The 18,052-nt window shown below is 66.9% G+C and carries 17 protein-coding genes; 5 read left to right on the top strand and 12 right to left on the bottom strand.

Translation table 11 applies throughout. The annotated features are described in order from the left end of the window. Positions 1 to 143: 143 nt before the first annotated feature. From ACFC4D_RS35025 to ACFC4D_RS35045, 5 genes are all read right to left on the bottom strand, one after another. Positions 144 to 1,979: an N-acetylmuramoyl-L-alanine amidase gene (locus ACFC4D_RS35025; RefSeq protein ID WP_376069683.1), complete on the bottom strand. Its 1,836-nt coding sequence runs from the start codon at positions 1,977 to 1,979 to the stop codon at positions 144 to 146. Positions 1,980 to 2,159: 180 nt separating this feature from the next. Then, on the bottom strand, positions 2,160 to 2,609 hold the full coding sequence (locus tag ACFC4D_RS35030) for a Rieske (2Fe-2S) protein (protein ID WP_375968490.1): 450 nt from the start codon (positions 2,607 to 2,609) through the stop codon (positions 2,160 to 2,162). Between the two features lie 93 nt (positions 2,610 to 2,702). Continuing rightward, entirely contained in the window at positions 2,703 to 3,263 is a 561-nt protein-coding gene (locus ACFC4D_RS35035; RefSeq protein ID WP_375968491.1) for a DUF6529 family protein, read from the bottom strand. A 166-nt stretch (positions 3,264 to 3,429) separates the two neighbouring features. Continuing rightward, positions 3,430 to 4,086, bottom strand: a complete 657-nt coding sequence (locus ACFC4D_RS35040) for a hypothetical protein (protein ID WP_376069686.1) — start codon at positions 4,084 to 4,086, stop codon at positions 3,430 to 3,432. 15 nt (positions 4,087 to 4,101) lie between these two features. Next, positions 4,102 to 4,680, bottom strand: a complete 579-nt coding sequence (locus ACFC4D_RS35045; RefSeq protein ID WP_376069690.1) for a sigma-70 family RNA polymerase sigma factor — start codon at positions 4,678 to 4,680, stop codon at positions 4,102 to 4,104. 233 nt (positions 4,681 to 4,913) lie between these two features. Here ACFC4D_RS35045 and ACFC4D_RS35050 point away from each other — a divergent pair, with 233 nt between their 5' ends. The 3 genes from ACFC4D_RS35050 to ACFC4D_RS35060 are packed head-to-tail and all read left to right on the top strand — an operon-like array spanning position 4,914 to position 6,891. Further along, positions 4,914 to 5,291, top strand: coding sequence for a hypothetical protein (locus ACFC4D_RS35050; RefSeq protein WP_376069692.1), 378 nt, complete (start codon positions 4,914 to 4,916; stop codon positions 5,289 to 5,291). A gap of 56 nt (positions 5,292 to 5,347) precedes the next feature. Then, a complete protein-coding gene (locus ACFC4D_RS35055) occupies positions 5,348 to 6,097 on the top strand; it encodes an SDR family oxidoreductase (protein WP_376069694.1) in 750 nt (249 codons plus the stop codon). A gap of 41 nt (positions 6,098 to 6,138) precedes the next feature. Next, positions 6,139 to 6,891 carry an alpha/beta fold hydrolase gene (locus ACFC4D_RS35060; protein WP_376069697.1) on the top strand — a complete coding sequence of 251 codons (753 nt, stop codon included), beginning with the start codon at positions 6,139 to 6,141 and terminating at the stop codon, positions 6,889 to 6,891. A gap of 9 nt (positions 6,892 to 6,900) precedes the next feature. On the opposite strand, the gene ACFC4D_RS35065 is transcribed toward ACFC4D_RS35060, so the two are convergent. Together ACFC4D_RS35065 and ACFC4D_RS35070 are read right to left on the bottom strand one after the other, a co-directional pair. After that, complete coding sequence (locus ACFC4D_RS35065; RefSeq protein ID WP_376069699.1) at positions 6,901 to 8,280, bottom strand: bifunctional lysylphosphatidylglycerol flippase/synthetase MprF; 1,380 nt, start codon at positions 8,278 to 8,280, stop codon at positions 6,901 to 6,903. Between the two features lie 110 nt (positions 8,281 to 8,390). Further along, entirely contained in the window at positions 8,391 to 9,389 is a 999-nt protein-coding gene (locus ACFC4D_RS35070) for a DUF5996 family protein (protein WP_375968498.1), read from the bottom strand. Between the two features lie 187 nt (positions 9,390 to 9,576). On the opposite strand from ACFC4D_RS35070, the gene ACFC4D_RS35075 reads away from it, so the two are divergent. Beyond that, positions 9,577 to 9,957 carry a hypothetical protein gene (locus ACFC4D_RS35075; RefSeq protein ID WP_375968499.1) on the top strand — a complete coding sequence of 127 codons (381 nt, stop codon included), beginning with the start codon at positions 9,577 to 9,579 and terminating at the stop codon, positions 9,955 to 9,957. A gap of 109 nt (positions 9,958 to 10,066) precedes the next feature. Here the strand turns inward: ACFC4D_RS35075 and ACFC4D_RS35080 are convergent, their stop codons facing one another. The 3 genes from ACFC4D_RS35080 to ACFC4D_RS35090 form a co-directional block, all read right to left on the bottom strand. Beyond that, entirely contained in the window at positions 10,067 to 11,011 is a 945-nt protein-coding gene (locus ACFC4D_RS35080) for an ARPP-1 family domain-containing protein (RefSeq protein ID WP_376069702.1), read from the bottom strand. After that, on the bottom strand, positions 11,008 to 12,429 hold the full coding sequence (locus ACFC4D_RS35085) for a vWA domain-containing protein (RefSeq protein ID WP_376069705.1): 1,422 nt from the start codon (positions 12,427 to 12,429) through the stop codon (positions 11,008 to 11,010). Before ACFC4D_RS35085 ends, ACFC4D_RS35080 begins: the two co-directional genes overlap by 4 nt. Before the next feature lie 159 nt (positions 12,430 to 12,588). Continuing rightward, on the bottom strand, positions 12,589 to 14,430 hold the full coding sequence (locus tag ACFC4D_RS35090; protein ID WP_376069802.1) for an alkyl/aryl-sulfatase: 1,842 nt from the start codon (positions 14,428 to 14,430) through the stop codon (positions 12,589 to 12,591). A gap of 464 nt (positions 14,431 to 14,894) precedes the next feature. Here ACFC4D_RS35090 and ACFC4D_RS35095 point away from each other — a divergent pair, with 464 nt between their 5' ends. Next, positions 14,895 to 15,515, top strand: coding sequence for a TetR/AcrR family transcriptional regulator (locus ACFC4D_RS35095; RefSeq protein WP_376069708.1), 621 nt, complete (start codon positions 14,895 to 14,897; stop codon positions 15,513 to 15,515). A gap of 236 nt (positions 15,516 to 15,751) precedes the next feature. Here the strand turns inward: ACFC4D_RS35095 and ACFC4D_RS35100 are convergent, their stop codons facing one another. After that, positions 15,752 to 16,879: an acyl-CoA dehydrogenase family protein gene (locus ACFC4D_RS35100; RefSeq protein ID WP_376069711.1), complete on the bottom strand. Its 1,128-nt coding sequence runs from the start codon at positions 16,877 to 16,879 to the stop codon at positions 15,752 to 15,754. Positions 16,880 to 16,888: 9 nt separating this feature from the next. Then, positions 16,889 to 18,052 (bottom strand): acyl-CoA dehydrogenase family protein, encoded by a 1,164-nt coding sequence (locus ACFC4D_RS35105; protein WP_376069714.1) that lies wholly within the window; start codon positions 18,050 to 18,052, stop codon positions 16,889 to 16,891.

An 18,052-nucleotide genomic window follows, 5' to 3' on the forward strand; every position in this document is an offset into this window, starting at 1 on the left:
ATGGCGGTCGCGAGAAGTTTGCTCGACCTGGACATTTCACAACACACGCGACAGCCGATACCGGTCGGACCGCAAGTGCGCCGGGACGACGAAAAACGCCCCCGCACCGAATGATTCGATGCGGGGGCGCTCGCGCTGTGCGGTTACTTGGCCGGAGCCGACAGAATCGTCGAGCTCAGCGCAGACACCATGCTGTACGCCAGGTTGATCAGATCCGAGGCGACACCGTTCTGACCCATCAGCATCTTGGCCAGCGGTCCCACCATCTTGATGACCGACTGCACCAGTCCGCTCATCGACTCGGTGTCGAACAGTTCACCGGTCTTGGAGCTGCGATCGGTGGACGGCGACTGCGTACCCGGCGTACCCGGGTTCGGCAGCGTACCGGGGCTGGTCCGAATGCCCGGGCTGGTTTGCGTTCCCGCACTCGGGGGTTGCGGTGCGGCGGCCGGCGGCGCCTTGGGCACGATCGGAGCCGCGACCGGCTGCACGCCGGTCATCACATTGGCCCTGGGCAGTTCACTCGCACCCGGAATCGTGGCGGGCAGCACCCGGCTGTCGGCCGCCGGCTGCTGACCGGGCACCACCGAATTCGGCTGTGCCACACCGGGAGCGGGAGCGGCCGGTTTCGACTGACCCGGCTGCGCCACCTGCGGCTTGAGCAGATCGCTCAGTTGCGGGAACAGCAGTTCCGGCGAGAATCCCTGCGGCGCGGGCGTACCCGGCTGCGTCTTGGGATCCACCGCGCCACCCTGGGACTGCGGTTGCGGTGCGGCGCCCGGAGCCTGCGGTGCGGGCTGGACTCCACCCGGTGCGGGCTTGGCGTCCGGCGCGGGCGCGGCCTGCGGTGCGGGCGCGGTACCCGGTGCCACCTCGGCGGGCGCGGCACCCTGCGGAGCGACCTGCGGTGCGGCCGGAACACCCTGCGGTGCAACCGGTTCGGGACCACCGGCGGCCGGACCACTCGGTTCGGGCAGCCCACCGGGCATGGCACCCGGCGATTGCGCGCCACCCTGCGGCGAGTTGGCTCCCGGTCCACCCTGCGGAACCGCTTGCGGCTCAGCCTGAGTCCCGCCGGGTTCGGTCTGCGGTTCGGTACCCGGCGCGGCCGGAAGCTGATGCTGTGCGGGCTGCGCGGGCGGTACGTTCGCGGGCCCGACCACCTGATCGGCGCTCGGCGGCGGGACCGGCATGCCGAGCAGGTACGACACCACACCGGTGGTGATGGTGACCGCGTGCCGCAGCTGGCCCTCCTGCGACTCCAGCAGCGCGGCATCCTCGGCATTGGCGCCATTGCCCATTTCGAGGAACACGTCGGGCACCTGGGTCAGGGCCGGTCCGGCGATATCGGAGCGCGGTTGCAGACCCTCGACCGCGCCGTTGTAGGCGGCGGCCGGGAATCCGGCCTGAATGTAGGCGTCGCGCATGGCTTTACTGGCGGCCAGTCCGGCGACGGACTGCACCTCGTTGGCCTTGGCGTCCGGAATCGGCAGCTGCGGCACGATGAGGTGGAAGCCGCGGGCATCGGCGGGCGCGCTGTCGGCGTGAATGCTCACGGCGATATCGGCGCCGGATTGATTGGCGGCGCGGGCGCGTTCGTCGACGCAGCCGCCCCAGCCGGTGTCATCGGGGCGGCTCATCACGACCCGCGCGCCGAGACCTTCGAGGGAGGTGCGCACCAATTGCGCCACATCCCAGTTGATGGTGTGTTCGGGGACGCCGTGCAGGCTGGTCATGCCGGTGGTCTGGCAGGCCTTGGTGCCGCCGCGACCGTCGTCGACCTGTTTGGCGACGTCCTGACTGTGATTGGGACCCTGATGACCGGGGTCGAGGAAGATCGTCTTACCGGCGAGCCTTTGCGGCAGTTCCGGCAAAACGGGCGAAGCTAGGACGATGCCCGGGATCAGCCCGGAGACCGTCGAGAATGCCGCGGCCGTCACGGCGGTGAAGATACCGGCCTTGACCATATTCGGCTTCATAAGCTGGCGGCGCTCCCGGGATCGAGGCGCCCCTCCCTTCCCACTAGTAACACCAAACCCAGCGGTTCACTTTCGCAACACCAGTTACCTTCTGGCAAGCCTCGTGATCGAACTGTTACTAGTGGTCAGGGCTATTGGACGCTTGATCCCGCCGCTCGAGTGCGGTATTTCAGCTATCGATCAGGCCGACACGATGGAATCGCCCTCGACCCGTACCGCACGGGTATCGAGCGCACGTGGCGCGGGACCGCCCGCGACGCTACCGTCGAGATTGAATTTGCTGCCGTGACATGGGCATTTGATAACGCCGTCACTCACCTCGCTGACCTTGCAGCCCAGATGCGTACAGGTGGACGAGAACCCCGCGAAGGCACCCGCGGTGGCCTGGGTGATGACGGTGTCGCCCTTGATGACACCGCCGCCGACGGGCACCTCGGAGGTTTTGGCGAGCTCGGTGCTGCCGTCCTGACGCTTGTCCTGAGCGCCGTTGGTCGAGGCGGCGGCCTTCTCGGTATTGCCGTAGCTACTGCACGCGACGGCGGTCAGGGCGGTGGCGGCGATGCCGGTGGCGGCGAGCGCGGTGCGGCGATCCATCCGGAATATGTCCGGGGCCGAAATCTGGTCGGTCATGATTACTCCTCGCTTGTGGCGGCCGTGGGCTGACGGCCACACCTTGTGGACGTGTTTACGGGGGTGACGGGTTCACTCGGCCGGGACCGGAAATCACGGGGCAAACCCCTGGGTGCGGAAATACCAGACCGCCGAGGTGAACCAGAGCGCCACGAAACCGGTGAACAGCACCCCGCCCATGACCGGAATCACCCAGCGGGGCAAGCCTTTTCGAGTCAGCAGCAGCATCTTCGCGACGAAGACGCCGTAGACGGCGCAGCCCAGCAGCGAATGCAGAAGCACCCGGCGGTCGGTGGCCTCGAAACCGAAGGCGTACAGGCAGTGCGCCGCAACGGGAATGCTCACCAGCACCGCCAGCCGCCCGGACCACACATGCCATACCGAGGCCCAGCGCCCGCCGCGAATCCTGGGCAGCACCCCGTACATGGCCAGCGCGCTGATGTCCTGCCCGACCGCGAGCAACACCACGACCGTGGCGAGCCACGCCTTCACCGCCCCCGGACTGGAGAATCCCGCCAGGCTCACCGCGTAACCGCGTGCGGGATGGGTGGATCCGTACACACCCAACAGCACCGACACCGCCGCCCCGGCAATCACTATCAGCGCGATCGTGAGTGCGGTGCGCTGGGGAGACGCACCGGCGGACAACGGCATCGAGTCGCCTGACACGGACTGGGAAGGGGCATTGGCCACCGGCTGCGACGAGTCATCGCGCGCGGGCTGGACGCCATCTGCGGACGGGGGTCGGGCACCCCGTGGAGGCTGGACAGCGCCTCGGATCACCGTCGGTATCGAGCGCTGGGTGTTGGGGTCGCGGGGGTCAGAAGTCGGTGTCATCGCCGTGCACCTTTCGTGCGTCCGGGGCGAGAGTCGGTGCGGGGGCGGTGGTTCCGTCGGCTTGGCGGCGGACGCCGGTGACGGTGCCGTCGGGGCGGACTATCCAGCTGTCGCGCGCGCCGTTCGAGCGGGCGTAGTAGATACCGGCCGGGGCCCGCACCAGGGGTGCGGTGAAATCCATGGCGCGGTTGGCCAGGGTCAGCGTGCCGGTCAGGACATTGTCCTTCAGGGTGGCCTGTAGTTCGGAGTCCTTGCCGGTCAAGGACATTCGACCGGCGTCGGCCGCACCGCGCAGCCAGCTCTCGACCGATGCGCCGTCGCAGGCGTATGCCACGGCCTGTTTGCCGGTGACGGTGATGGACAGGGTGATCGAGCGGGGCTGGGCGGGGATCACCGCGACATAGTCGGCCTGGGCCGGGAAGGCGGAAGTGGCCGAGGGAGCGGCGGGAACGTTCGCGGCGCTCGAGGGGGCGGCGCTCGGCCCTGCCCCGGCGGAAGTGGTGGCCGCTCCGGCGGATGTGGTGACCGCGGCACGGTCCGCGGTGTCATCGGTGGGGTCGGTAACGATATCGGTGATCAGCAGTCCACCGCCGAGTAGAGCGGCGGCGGCGAGGGTGAGGAGGGGGCCCGCCCGTTTCATGACTGTTCTCCGTTGTCAGGCGCTGAGCGGAAGACGCCGCAGCGAGCGCAGTGCGTAATGCACGCGGGTTTTCACGGTGCCGACCGGAACTCCGAGGTCGGCGGCGACGTCCTGATACGCGCGATCTCGCAGGATCACCTGGACGACCGCATCGCGCTGCGGTCCGGGCAGATGTGCGAGCAGTTCGTCGACCAGCAGTCCGTCGGCGAGCCCGTCGGTGAAATCGGGCCGGGCGCAATGGCCCTCGGCGACGTCGCCGATCTCGTCCCAGTGCGCGTCGCCGGGCCGGGCCGAGCGCATGCGGGCGATATCGGTGAGGATATTGCGCTCGATGGTGAGCAGCCAGGTGCGCACGCTGCCCCGGCTCGGGTCATAGCTGGCGCAGGCTTTCCAGCCGCGCAGCAGGGTTTCCTGAACCGCGTGCTCGGCCAGACCGGTATCACCGAGGCGGCGCATGGCTCGCCAGTGCAGCAGTGCCTTGTCGGCGCGGAGGACGGCGGAGAGTCCGTCGTGGGTGCAGAGCCGGGCGCAATCTTCGGCGCAGGTGGAGGGGCCGGGCGAACTCGCGTCGGGGAGGGGTTGGAGTCGTCTCATGCCCTGAATATCGCGAGCGGCGACAAGAAGAGAATCGGTGATTACTACCTATTTCGGTGTTAACAGTTTTGCTCGTGATTTCCGAATCGAAACCGGTTTGTACGCAATCAATTACACGGAACAACCGAAATGGACGGTCGATTTCTGATAAACCTCCCCGGGAGATGCGGGGATCTCCACACCGGGCGGAAGCGAGGCCGCCCGGCTCACAGAGATTTCAAGGGAGGAACACTGTGCGTACAGGCGCGCTGATGATCGCGGGAGCCCTCGCTTCCGCACTGCTGACCACCACCGCGGCCATCGCCGCCGCCGATCCGGCGACCGAGATCCCGGGCGACGGCCTCTACCTGGTGAATGTCGATATCAAACCGGGCACCTACGTCTCGGACGGCACCCCCGACAATGCCACCGGCTGCTTCTGGCGGCGGCTCTGGCACGTCCAGACGCCGGCCGATTACAACGATCCGAACTTCTACATCATCGCCAGCGATTTCACCCGGCAGCATCCGCTGCGGATTGTCATCAAGTCGACCGATGTGGCCTTCAGTAGCGAGAGCTGCGGCGCGTGGCGACTGGTGCCGGACGTTCCGACGGGCTCCTTCGGCGGCTGACATTTCGGCGTTCACTGACAATTGTCAGTGACACGGGTGCGGCTAGGGTGTCCGATATGACGCGGCAGAAGATTCTCATCACCGGTGCGAGCTCCGGGCTCGGCGCGGGTATGGCTCGCGAATTCGCCCGGCGCGGACGCGATCTCGCGCTCTGCGCCCGGCGCACCGAGAATCTGGAGGCGCTGCGCACCGAACTCCTGGCCGCCCGCCCGGATATCACGGTGGCCGTGCGCGGGCTCGATGTCGATGATCACGCGGCCGTACCCAAGGTCTTCGAGGACCTGCGCGCGGAATTGGGCGGACTGGACCGGGTGATCGTCAATGCCGGGCTCGGCAAGGGCGCGCGCATCGGCACCGGGCGCGCGGATGCCAATATCGCCACGGCCACCACCAATTTCGTGAGCGCGCTGGCGCAGACCGAGGCGGCCATGAGCATCTTCCGGGAGCGGAAAGCCGGGCATCTGGTGCTCATCTCGTCCATGAGCGCGGTGCGCGGACTGCCCGGTAAGAAGGCGGCCTACGCGGCCAGCAAGGCCGGGCTCACCGCGCTCGGCGAGGGCCTGGCCATCGAATTGCGCGGCACCCCGATCAAGGTCACCACGGTGCAGCCGGGCTATATCGCCACCGATATGTCCGGTCGCGCCGGTGACACCACCCTGCTCACTCCGCTGGACAAGGGCGTCGCGGCCATGGTCGCCGCCATCGAACACGAGAGCGTGCGCGCCTCGGTGCCGCAGTGGCCGTGGCGGGTGTTCGGCGCGGTCATGCCGCTGCTCCCCCGCGCCGTCATGGCCCGCATCTCCTGACCCCGCCCCGGACAACGGCTTTCGCCACTAGCATCGGCCGCATGGCGAAGTTCACCAGCTGGGATGGTCTCGAACTCAACTACCGCGTGTGGGAGGGCGAGGGCATGCCGGTCGTGCTGCAGCACGGCATCGTCGCCGATACCAATGCGAACTGGATGAGCGTCGGCGTGGTGGCGGCGCTGCACACGGCCGGGCATCACGTGATCTCGCTGGACGCACGCGGGCACGGGCGCTCGGAGAAGCCGCATGATCCGGCGCGATACTCCTGGCACGCCATGGCCGATGACGTGCGGGCGCTCTACGACCACCTCGGACTGGATGAGGTTGCGCAGGTGGGTTATTCGATGGGCGGGATCATCTCGATCCTGGTCGCACAGGCCGATGCGCGGGTGCGCAAACTGGCGGTCGGCGGTATCGGCTCCGGGGTGGTGGATTGCGGCGGTATCGACTGGCGGGTGATCAATGCCGAGGACATCGTCACCGCCATGCGCGGTGACGGGTCCGAGACGGTGGAGCGGGCCAAGATGTTCCGCATGCTGGCCGATGTGCTGGGCGCGGACCGCGAGGCCATCGCCGCGCTGGCGGGCGGGTTGAACGAGGCCCCGATCAAGACGGTCGCCGATATCACCGTGCCCACGCTGGTGCTGGCGGGCGATGCCGATCCATTCGCCGCCGAACCCGAACGGCTGGCGGCCGCCTTCCCGAACGCGAAGCTGGCGGTGGTGCCGGGTGATCACCTGGTCGCCACCGCCGATCCGGGTTTCTCCGCCGCGCTGGTGGAATTCCTGGCCTGAGAACAGCTCTCAGTACTCGCGGCGGTGTGGGACGAACTCCAGGGTGAGCAGTGCCGCCGCCGCGATGAGCACCTCGCGCCAGCGGATCAGCACGAATCGCTGATCCGAGAACGAATTGAACTTGCGCAGGAACCGGTACAGCGATTCCAGCCGGATGAGCGGATCACCCAGTCGCACAGCCGTATACGCCAGCTGTCCGAGCCTGCCGCGTTCCTTGTCCGCGAACATCTCCGGAAAAGCCGCGAACGCCAGCGAGATTCGGGTGATGCCGCGCGCCTTCGCGTAGTCGATCAGATCGACGATCATGCGCTCGTCCAGCCCGTTGGGCGCGTCCTTGCGCCGCCACGGCACATCCAGACTCAGCTCCCGGCCGTTGCCGGAGACGCCGTAGCGCTGGAATCCGGCGATCTCGCCGTGCTCATCGCGGGCCAGCACGATCAGCATGCCCGGATGCCGACCGTCCAGCAGATGGTCCAGGATCATCGAGAAGCCGCGGGTCTGCCGCCCGTGCCCCCAGTCGTCGACAATGCTCAGCAGGTTCTCGCGTTGCGGCTCGGTGAGCGCGACCTCGGGCACGATCTCGGTGGTGACGCCGAAATTGCGGGTGCGGCTGACCGCCTGCCGCAGATTCCGGAACCGCCTGCCGACCATGTCGAAATCGCCGACCTCGACGACCACGTCCCGTCCGATCGGGACCTGGCGCAGCCCGCGATGTTCGAAGGCGCGCAATTGCCACAGCTGGGTGAGTTCCGGGCTCGCGCCGAGCACCGCGACGCGCCACCCGTGTGAGCCGGCGAATTCGGAGAATTCCGAGACCAATTCGCCGAAGCGCGCCTTATCGCCGATCGGATCGCCCGCGACCACGGCGATACCGAACCGCGCCCGATAGGCGATGGCCGCCGAGGAATCGGTATTGAAGAAATAACTCTTGGACGAGTGCAGCGCGAATGGCGCGACCGGATCCAATTGTGTGCGGCGCACCAGTTCGGCCACCCGGGGTAGCTGTTCGGGCTGCGGTTTACTGCCCAGCGGGGCCATCAGCACCAGCCCGCTGGCCGCCAGGAAGACGAATCCGATGCTGGTGTGCTCGGCTCGGTAGGCGAAGTTCGCGATCACCAGCACCACGGTCGCGGCCGTGAGATGCGGGAGCGTGATGGGCCGCCGCAGATGCAGGCCGCGGGCTATGAAGAGCCCGGCTATCGAGACCGCCACGAACCAGCCGTGGTCGGTGCCCTCGCGAGCGGAGCGTTCGGCCGCCCACACCAGCACCAGGGAGCCGAACACGAGCACACCCATGAGTGGTATCCGGGTGGTCGGTCCGGCGGTGAAAACGGTGTCGCGATACGCGGTCAGACCGGTGGTCCGCACCGCCATATTCTCGTCACGCATGCTGCTCCCTTTGCTCCACATGCGGCCCGCTCACCAAGCGTATACCCATGGTGATCCTCCCTCGGTCCCTACAAACACACTAAACGGGACATACGACGGGAGGCACTCGGTTATTCCGGCCAGCCTTTCCAGAGGCTGCCCAGGACCGGGTCGGTGATGCCTCCGGGGCAGGCCAGAGCGGGTGCGTCCCAGCCGGCGAGACGCGAGCCCGCGGCGTAGGCGGAGTGCAGGAAATCGAGGGAGGCGCCGACCGGATCGGCGCTGCGCCGGGCCGCGTCATAGGAGTAGTAGGCGGCGTGCGCGGATCCCGATGGCACCCAGCGCGCTTCGGGCGGCCGCAGCGGAAGCTCGGTCAGCCCTTCGGGTTCGGGTGCGGTGTAGGAGTAGAAGGTCGGCTCGGGGACCTTATCGTCGCCGAACCAGAACCCGGCGCTGATCTCCTCGCGCGAATAGGCTTCGCGGGTCACCGGATCCACGTTCTCCGGCATGTCGATCTTCCGGTCGGAGAAGCGCTGCACCGCGAGATCGAAGGTGTGCCAGAACAGTTGGACCGGGCTGATCTTGCCGGAGTAGCTCGCGCTGAAATCCTCGAGAATGCGGCCCACCTGACTGGTGACCCGGAAGGCGCGCTGGGCGGCGGCCGGGTCGTAGTGGTGGTGTTCCTCGTCCTCGGCGAAGGGGCGGCCGTGATCGGGCAGGTCGTACGGGGTCGGGAAGGGCAGCTCCACCTCGACGCCGAGATCGCGCAACCCGCGCATGGTTTCGGCGTAGAAGCCCGCGACGGATTGTTCGGCGAGCGGAATTTCCTCCTGGCTGCCGCGATCATTGGAAATGCGCAGCACGTGATCGAAGAAATCGAAGGCGCAGGTGAATACCGGGCCGTCGGTGGCGCTGCCGAGCGGCAGGGTGGTCCAGCCGCGCGCATTGACGCGATAGGTCATATGCCACCAGTGATTGCGGCGAATACCTTTCGCCAGTGCGACTTTGCCGACGATCTGAATGTAGCGGTGCAGGGTTTCCTTGGTCGGCCGCCAGACTCCCAGCGGCAGGGCCGGGAGCACATCGCTCGAATCCGCCGCGATGATGCCGGTAACCGAGGAATCGCCCATGCTCCTGCCCACTTTCGTTCGAGACGGTCGTGTTTCAGATCGGCATTGCGCCGACAATCCTACACACTCGCAGGCCACCTGCGAGTACAGCGAAACACGCAGTAGTGCAAGATCTTTCAAAGTAACCTGAACATTCCCCGCGCAACGCGCGAGACAGCGCCGGAACCGAGAACAGGGGTGAATCCGCATGACGGACATCAATACGGCCTACGCCGTCGTCGTCACAGCGGTCAGCGACCCGACGCAGGTGCAGGGTCTGGAGTGGGAGCGGGCGGTGGAATATCTGCCCAGCCTGGCGTCCAATGCCATGCGCAGCTGGGTGCGCGCGCAGGAGGCGGGGGACGAACCCGAGGGCGAGGAATTGCGGCACGGGGTGGTGATACCCGGGCCGCAACGACGGGTGGAGCCGCGCCAGCCCTATCGCGAGGTGTGCGTACCGCCGGCGGAGTATCTGCTCTTCAGTGACGCGGTACGGCAAATTCCCCAGCGCGGTGTGGCCGCGCCGGGGAATCGCCCGGTAGGAACGGGACAGGCGGCCGGCGCGATGGCGGGTCGGCTATTCGCTTAACAGGCGAGTTTTTTCTTCATCTGGAATGAAGCTGGTTCCCGCCGTGCCCGGCTCAGTTCCCGTAGTACCTATTCAATCTCGTATTCGGTTGTGGCGCAATCCATTTAAATCAGGCCGCGAACAGGGAGGCGTACACCGGCCGGTCGTGCTCGACGACCAGCTGGCCGGTGAGGCCGCCGCCGGTCACGGTGTGCAGGCGCAGGTCCAGGTAGCGCTCCTCCTCGGTGAGCCGCACCTGCGCGGGTGCGGGCATCCAGGACAGCACCTCATCCGCCCGGCGTTCACGCGCGCGGGTGAGCTCGGCGCGCAGCGCGGCCAGGCCGTCCACCTCGAACGGCTCGGCCGCGGTGCGCTCCGGTTCGGCGTGCCAGGCGGCGACGCCGTACGCGAAACACACCAGCGGCATCCACATTTCGGCGAAGTACCGGGGATCGGGCGCGATCTCCAGGCCCGCGAACTTGCGGTCGACGAAGAACAGCGCGCCGAGTTGGCCTGGCAGCAATTCCAGCCGACTGCGAAACTGGGTCAGCACCGCGCGCTTACGCGTGAGCAACTGCTCCAGATGTCCACGCGCGGGCAGCCGGTAGCACGCGTTCACCGCCGAAATATCCTGCCACAGCTTGGAATAGCCCGGCTTCCCGCGCAATTCCAGTGCCCGGGCGCGCAATTCGAGCGGCAGTACGAAGAACCACTGATCGCGCGCCTCGAGGTAGCCGCCCTGCGCGGCCTGTACGCAGCAGGCATCGTCGAACAGCCGAGTCTGCCCCGCACCCATGAGCGCCGCCGAGCACAGCGCGTGATTCTGCGCGCCCTCCTGGATGTATCCGATGTGCAGCGGCACGATGGCCACGCCCGCGGGCGCGCCATTGTGCAGCTCCACACTGCCGTATCCCACCACGCGATTGAGCTTCAATCCCGAGCGCGGCGGCACGATGCCGGGCCGCTCCGGTCCGTGGATCGGCACCATGGTGAGCGCCCCCGCCTGCTGCGGCGCACCCAACCGGTACCCGCTCAGATCGACCGGCGCGTGTACGAGCGTATCGAGTCGGTTCATGTCCTCACTCCTTCCCGCCCGTCCAGGAACGCCCGGGCCGCGGCGAGAACCCAGTCCTTCCCGGCCGGGCACCGCACGAACATCCACGGCAGCAGCGCCGCGAAATCGTCCTGATGCCAGCACCGCTGATGCGGCAGCGCGGGCGCGGGATCCCGCAGCGACAATTCGTCCCGCCCCGTGAACGTGCTCTGGCACAGCACGATCGGCGTCCGCACTCCGATCCGCGGCAGCGTCGCCACCACCCGAGCCAAATCCCCCGGCAGCCGATTCTCATACCCGTCGGTCACGATCACCACCAGATCCGGCCCACCCGCCGCCAATGCCCCGGCGTCCCGTGCCGCAACCGAGGTCGCCGCCCGTGTGGCCGTTACCGATTCGACCAAGGGCATGGACGTACCCGACTCGGCGGACCGTGTAGTCGTGTCCGCGAAGGCCGCTCGGCTGGGTCGTCCGGCAAGGGCGTCGAGCAGGGCGGTGGCCAGGTCGGTCGGACCGGTCTGGGCCGCGCCCGCCTCGATGACGGTGAGGTTGTCGCAGAGCCGGGCCAGTACCAGGCGCAGCGCCTCGGCCTGGGACAGCAGGGCCCATTCCCGCTCGCCGTAGCCGCGCATGGAGTCCGAGGTGTCCAGCACCAGCGCCACATTCGCGGCCAGACGCGGGAGGCCGTCCGTCGCGGCCGATACGTAACCGGCCAGGGCGGAACGCAATTCGGGACTGGCGTCGCCCCGGTACGCGTGCACCAGGGTCGCCGCGATATCGCCGCGATTGGTCACGGTGACGATCGGCTCGCGATGCCGCGTCGGCTCCAATGGCGCGATGGGTTCGGTCAGCACGGGCACGCCGTGGGTGCCGGGCGCGTACAGCTGGCGCACCCGTTCGACCGCGACGGCCGGATTCGCACTGAACCGCAGCAGCTTTCGATGCGACTCCGAGCCACCGGCGATCTCGCGCACACACCCCCGCGCCGTCGCCTTACCGAGCGCGTGCTCGAAGCAGTCGCGCAGGGCGGGGCGGCGGGCGGCGATGAGGAGTTCGGCGTCCGGATGATCGAGGATGAAGGTGAGGATGGCCCGGGTGACGTGCTTATGGTTGACGCGGCGCTGCCGCAGTGCCAGCAAGACCGTGATGACGTGGTTCGGCGCGAGTGCGAAAAGCAGTGCGCGCGTTGCCTTGTCGAGGGTCACACGGGTGTGCTGATCGATCCCGACACGGCTGGCCGACAGCACCTGGAGCAGAACGCGGGCGCGCTGGTGCTCGTGGACGCCCGGCGTCAGGGCCAGCAACACGTAGGTCTCGGGGTCGGAATCGTATGCGGTGCGGTGGAATTCCGCGTCATCCCAGGTCAGAACACCGGCGCGGGACAGCGCCGGGTGCATGCTGTGGGTGCGGAGGTGGTCCAGCAGGGTTGCGGTGTTCACTATTCGAGGGTAGGGAACCTCACACTTGACAATCCACTGATTTTCCTTGAACCCCAGCGGGTTTGGCGGAGATGGAAACGGGGCCCTGCCGGACGGTCGGCGGCAGGGCCCCGCAATGGGATTCGCGGCACGGATGGGGGGACGCGCCGCGAATCCGGTCTAGGGGGTGACGATGGCGAAACCGGGATCCGGCTTGTCGAACAGTCCCTTCATCTGAATGAGAGCGGCGGCATTGCCGTCGATCTTGATGTCGCCCTTGGCGACCGCGTCCTGCATATTGCCGCCGCCGACCATGTTCTGAATGAATCCGCCACGGGTGAGGGTGACGGTTGCGTCGGGTGCGGGCAGGCCGTCGTCCGGCCAGCGGTCGTAGTGCACGAGCACGCCGTTGCGCAGTTCGGCGCGATGCACCTTGTCCTGCTGATCGCTGAACTTCCAGTCGGTGACCAGGTGGGTGTCCCAGGCTTTGGGGCCGTTGACGAACAGCGAGATGGCGTCGAACGCCTGATCCACGGTGAGCGCCGCCAGCAGGCCCTTGGAATTGGCCGCGGTGGGCGTGCCGAAGGACCCGTTGCGCAGCTCGTACGCCCCGGAGAGGTAGAAGTTGCGCCAGGTGGCGTTCTCCGAACCGTAGCCCAGCTGTTCGAATGCGCTGGCCTGCAGGTCTTTCGCCTTCTTGTTGTTCGCGTCGGCGAAGATCGCGTAGTTGAGCAACTGCACGGCCCAGCGGAAATCGGCGTCGTCATAGGCCTTTTGGGCCTTCTTCAGCACCTCGTTCGCACCGCCCATGGCATCGACGTGCCGCTTGGCGTTGTCGACGGGCGGATGCTCCCACAGGTGCGCGGGATTGCCGTCGAACCAGCCCATGTACCGCTGGTAGATGGCTTTCACATTGTGGCTGACCGACCCGTAGTAACCGTGTGAGTACCAGGCTTTCTCGATCGCGGGCGGCATCCGCATGGCCTCGGCGATCTCACTGCCGACCATGCCGGTGTTGAGCATTCGCAGGGTCTGGTCATTGAGGTATCCGTACAGATCCCGTTGCGCGGAAAGGTATTCCACGATCTTGTCGGTGCCCCAGATCGGCCAGTGATGGGAGGAGAAGACGATATCGGACTGGCGCGCATAGAGATTGATGGATTCGGTGAGGTACTTGGACCACACGTGCGGATCACGCACCAGCGCGCCGCGCAGGGTGAGCAGGTTGTGCAGGGTGTGCGTGGCGTTCTCGGCCATGCACAGGATGCGGCGGTCGGGGAAGTAGAAGTTCATCTCCGACGGCGCTTCGGTGCCCGGTGTCATCTGGAACACCATGCGAACACCGTCGATGGTCTCCTGCTGTCCGGTCGCGGTGATGTTCACGGTCGGATCGATCAGGCTGACGGTGCCGACCGAGGTGGTCTGCCCCAGGCCCGCGCCGATCTGTCCTTTCGGCCCGCGCGGCAACGCCGCGCCGTACATGTACGCGGCGCGGCGCGACATGGCGGTGCCCGCGTAAATGTTCTCCGCGACAGCGTGTTCCAGCAGTCCGGACGGCGCGACCACCGGACAGCGGCCCGCGGCCACATCCTCGCGGGTGGTGACGCCGAGCGAACCACCGAAGTGATCGACGTGCGCGTGGGTGTAGATCAACCCGGTCACCGGCTTGTCGCCGCGATGCTTGCGGTACAGCGCCAGCCCCGCGGCCGCGGTCTCATTGGAGATGAGCGGGTCGATCACGATGACGCCGGTATCACCCTCGATGAGCGTCATATTCGACAGGTCCAGGCCACGCACCTGGTAGAAGCCGGGCGCGATCTCGTACAGACCCTGTTTGACGGTGAGCTGGGATTGCCGCCACAGGCTCGGATTGGCCGAGGACGGGCAGGTGCCCTGCAGGAAGCCGTAGGAGTCGGTATCCCAGACCACCTTGCCCTTGTCGTCCTTGATGACGCCCGGCCGCAACGCCTCGATGAACCCGTGATCCGCGTCGGCGAAATCGGTGGTGTCGTCGAACGGCATGGTCTGGGTGACCTTCTTGTTCGCCGCCGCGATGGCATCGGTGGGCTCGGTCTGGGTGGTGGACGGATTCACCTCGTCCGAAGAGCCGCACGCGGTGAGGGCACCGCCGACGCCGACCGCGGCCAGTGCGGCCGCGCCGACGCCGAGCATGCCGCGCCGGGATACCCGGGCGGCGCCGTTGTCCTGATTACCCGCGCCCTTTATCGGATTGCCGTCGACCACGCCGTCTCCTCGATCTTCCGTTAGCGCGCACCGCAAACCAGCCAAGCAGCCGATAGCTGTGCGTTCGCCAATTTCGCCATAACGATTCGTTCACGGCATTGAGAACGCCTTCTATGGTTTCTTCAGCGTTTGCCGTGCACTGCCACCATAACCACTATTGCAGTTAGACTGCAATAGCAATGGCCGAAATGCTCCCCCGACCCCGCGTAGGTCGACGGAAGCCCATGTGATCGGATGCAGAGATGAGCGAGGGCACCACCGAGCGCCACCCGAGCGGGGAGCGCCGCCGCAGGCGCAATCCGGAGCAGACCCGCAAGGCGATCGTGGAGGCGCTGCTCGCGGCCCTCAAGGACGGCAGTTACGCACCGACCACCAAGGACATCGCGGACCGCGCGGGCGTGTCCGAACGCAGTATCTTCGTGCATTTCCCGGGCCGCGAGGACCTGCGGGTGGCGGCCGTGGACGCACAGTCCGAACTGGTGGAATCACTGGTGGTCGCACCCGATCCGAGCCTGCCGCTGAATGAGCGGATCGCGGCGGTGGTCGAACAGAGCGCGATCGTCTTCGCACATCAGCGCACCCCCCGACTGCTCGGCCTGCTGGAGTCGCCGTCCATTACCGCTATCGATGAGCGAATGCGGCTGACCGACGGCAAGATCCGCGCCGGACTGGCGCGGATCTTCGCTGCCGAGCTGAATCGGGACGGTACGCAGGATCGTGAACTACTCGATCTGATCGAGGCCACGGTGGGCTGGGCGTATCGGCACCAGCTGGTCGACCGGCGCGGGCTCTCCCAGCGCGCCGCCTCGCACGCCATTACCCGTGCTCTACGAACCCTGTTGTCCGGCAACGACTCCGACTGAGCGTCCGATTACATGGAACCCCAGGACTGCAACAGATAGGTGATATTGGCGAGCACACTCGTGATGGTGCTCGCCAAATCCAGGGTGGCGGATCCGAGGTTGATGATCGGGAAATTCATTGCGGCATCCTCGCTTTCGTTCGATCACTGCGTCGCCTTCACCGTAAGGACTCGAGCAATCGTCCAGCAAGCATTCGGACACACACTGTTCCGCACCCACACCGGCCAGTCACATCGTCAGATCTCGACCATCTGGTAGTCGCCGACGTACTCGCCGAGGCGGCGCAGGTGATCGCTGGAGTCACCGAGGGTGTGCTCGATGGCGGTGAGCCGGGCGGTGTAGTGGCCGACCGGATACTCCGCCGTCATGCCGATGCCGCCGTGCAGCTGGATGGCCTCCTGCCCGATATGCCGCGCGGAGCGGCCAACGCGCAATTTGGCGCGCGAGGCGACCACCGGATCGGTGATGCCGTCCGCCAGCGACATGGACGCGTACATGCTCATACCGCGCGCCAGTTCCAGCGAGACGTACATATCGGCGGCACGCTGGGTGAGGGCCTGGAATGCGCGCAGCGGAACGCCGAATTGCTTGCGGGTCTTCAGATATTCGGCGGTGAGCCGCAGCGACTCCTCCATCGCGCCGACCGCTTCGGCGCAGAGCGCGGCCTGCGCACCGGCCAGCGCGGCCTCGATGGGATCGGAGACATCGGTCGCCGAACCCAGGGGTTCGGCGGTCGCACCCTCGAATTCGATTGTCGCGCCGCGCAATCCGTCATGGGTGCGGTAAGTGGTGCGTCGCACGCCCGGATCGGCGGGGTCGACCAGGAACAGCCCCATCCCACCGTCGGTGAGCGCGACGCTGACGATCAGCAGATCCGCGCAATCACCGTGCGCCACCGGATGTTTGACACCCGTGATCTGCCAGCCGTCACCGTGCTGGACGGCCTGGGTGGTGAGTTCGGCGGACGGCCAGCGCACACCCGATTCGGCGTGCGCGAAGGCGAGCCGCAGATCGCCCTCGGCGACCTTGGGCAGCAACCCTTTACGCTGTGCGTCCGAGCCGACGGCGGCGATCAGCCCGCCGGGCAGCAGTGCGCAGTCCAGCAGTGGTTCCGGGGCGAGTTTGCGGCCGATCTCGGTGAGCACCAGCATGGCCTCCAGCGGTCCGGCACCCATACCGCCGTCCTCTTCGGCGAAGGTGAGCCCGAGCAGTCCGACCTCGGCGAAGGTCTGCCAGAGCTGCGGGTCCCAGCCGAGTTCGGTATCGGTGATCCGGGTGCGGGCTTCCGGGCTGTAGCCGCGGGCCAGGATGTCACGCACGGTGTCGCGCAGCATTTCCTGTTCGGTGGTCAGATCGAAATCCATGGTGCTGCCTCACAATCCGAGGATCGTCGAGGCGATGATATTGCGCTGCACCTCGTTCGATCCCCCGTAGATCGATGTCTTGCGATAGTTCAGGTAGGTGGCGGTGCTGCGGCGCGCGGTGTCGGGGGTATCCCCTTCGCGCACAACCGAATCCGGTCCGGCGATATCGACCATCAGTTCGGTCACGGCCTGCTGTAGTTCGGTGCCGCGCAGTTTGAGAATCGAGGAGACCGGGTTCGGCTTACCGTCCGAGGGGCCGGAGGCCACCCGCAGCTGCACCAATTCCAGTGCCAGCAGCTCGTTTTCGAGTTCGGCCAGCCGGGTGGCGAAGACCGGATCGTCGAGCAGGGTGCGCGCGCCGAGCCGGGTGGCGCGGGCCTGCTCCTTGGCCAGCCACAGTCGCACCTTGGTCTGCCCGACCGCGGCGATACCGGTGCGTTCGTTGCCGAGCAGGAATTTGGCGTAGGTCCAGCCCTGATTCTCCTGTCCGACAAGGTTTTCCGCGGGCACCCGGACGTTCTCCAGGAAGACCTCGTTGACCTCGTGGGTACCGTCGATGAGCTCGATGGGCCGTACGGTCACGCCGGGGGTGTCCAGCGGGAACAGCAGCATGGAGATGCCCGCCTGCTTCTTGGGCGCGTCCGGATCGGTGCGCACCAGGCAGAAGATCCAGTCGGCGAACTGGGCCAGGGTGGTCCAGGTCTTCTGACCGTTGACGATGTAGGAATCGCCGTCCCGCACGGCGGTGGTGCGCAGCGAGGCCAGGTCCGAACCCGCCTCGGGCTCGGAAAAGCCCTGGCACCACCAGATATCGAGGTTGGCGGTGGCCGCGAGGAAGCGTTCCTTCAGCTGTTGCGAGCCGAATTGCGCGATGACCGGGCCGATCATATTCGCGTTGAAGGTGAGCGGTTCCGGTACCGAGGCCAGCTGCATTTCCTCATGCCAGAGGTGCCGCTGCACGGGGGTCCAGTCCCGGCCGCCCCATTCGACCGGCCAGTTCGGCACCGCCAGCCCGTGCGCGTTCAGGATGCGCTGGGTGGTGACGACATCGTCCCGGCTCAGCTCCTGTCCGTGCCGGTTGCGATTGCGAATGTCGGCGGGGATTTCGCTCCGGTAGAACGCGCGCAGTTCATCACGAAAGGCGAGCTCGTCCTCGGTGAGCGCCAATTTCAT

Source organism: Nocardia sp. NPDC056000 (assembly GCF_042269265.1).
Lineage (GTDB): Bacteria > Actinomycetota > Actinomycetes > Mycobacteriales > Mycobacteriaceae > Nocardia.

Coding starts and splice junctions, on each gene's coding strand:
- ACFC4D_RS35025 (WP_376069683.1), bottom strand. CDS start 1,979: ATGAAGCCGAATATGGTCAAGGCCGGTATCTTCACCGCCGTGACGGCC.
- ACFC4D_RS35030 (WP_375968490.1), bottom strand. CDS start 2,609: ATGACCGACCAGATTTCGGCCCCGGACATATTCCGGATGGATCGCCGC.
- ACFC4D_RS35035 (WP_375968491.1), bottom strand. CDS start 3,263: ATGCCGTTGTCCGCCGGTGCGTCTCCCCAGCGCACCGCACTCACGATC.
- ACFC4D_RS35040 (WP_376069686.1), bottom strand. CDS start 4,086: ATGAAACGGGCGGGCCCCCTCCTCACCCTCGCCGCCGCCGCTCTACTC.
- ACFC4D_RS35045 (WP_376069690.1), bottom strand. CDS start 4,680: ATGAGACGACTCCAACCCCTCCCCGACGCGAGTTCGCCCGGCCCCTCC.
- ACFC4D_RS35055 (WP_376069694.1), top strand. CDS start 5,348: ATGACGCGGCAGAAGATTCTCATCACCGGTGCGAGCTCCGGGCTCGGC.
- ACFC4D_RS35060 (WP_376069697.1), top strand. CDS start 6,139: ATGGCGAAGTTCACCAGCTGGGATGGTCTCGAACTCAACTACCGCGTG.
- ACFC4D_RS35065 (WP_376069699.1), bottom strand. CDS start 8,280: ATGCGTGACGAGAATATGGCGGTGCGGACCACCGGTCTGACCGCGTAT.
- ACFC4D_RS35070 (WP_375968498.1), bottom strand. CDS start 9,389: ATGGGCGATTCCTCGGTTACCGGCATCATCGCGGCGGATTCGAGCGAT.
- ACFC4D_RS35075 (WP_375968499.1), top strand. CDS start 9,577: ATGACGGACATCAATACGGCCTACGCCGTCGTCGTCACAGCGGTCAGC.
- ACFC4D_RS35080 (WP_376069702.1), bottom strand. CDS start 11,011: ATGAACCGACTCGATACGCTCGTACACGCGCCGGTCGATCTGAGCGGG.
- ACFC4D_RS35090 (WP_376069802.1), bottom strand. CDS start 14,430: ATGCCGTTCGACGACACCACCGATTTCGCCGACGCGGATCACGGGTTC.
- ACFC4D_RS35095 (WP_376069708.1), top strand. CDS start 14,895: ATGAGCGAGGGCACCACCGAGCGCCACCCGAGCGGGGAGCGCCGCCGC.
- ACFC4D_RS35100 (WP_376069711.1), bottom strand. CDS start 16,879: ATGGATTTCGATCTGACCACCGAACAGGAAATGCTGCGCGACACCGTG.
- ACFC4D_RS35105 (WP_376069714.1), bottom strand. CDS start 18,052: ATGAAATTGGCGCTCACCGAGGACGAGCTCGCCTTTCGTGATGAACTG.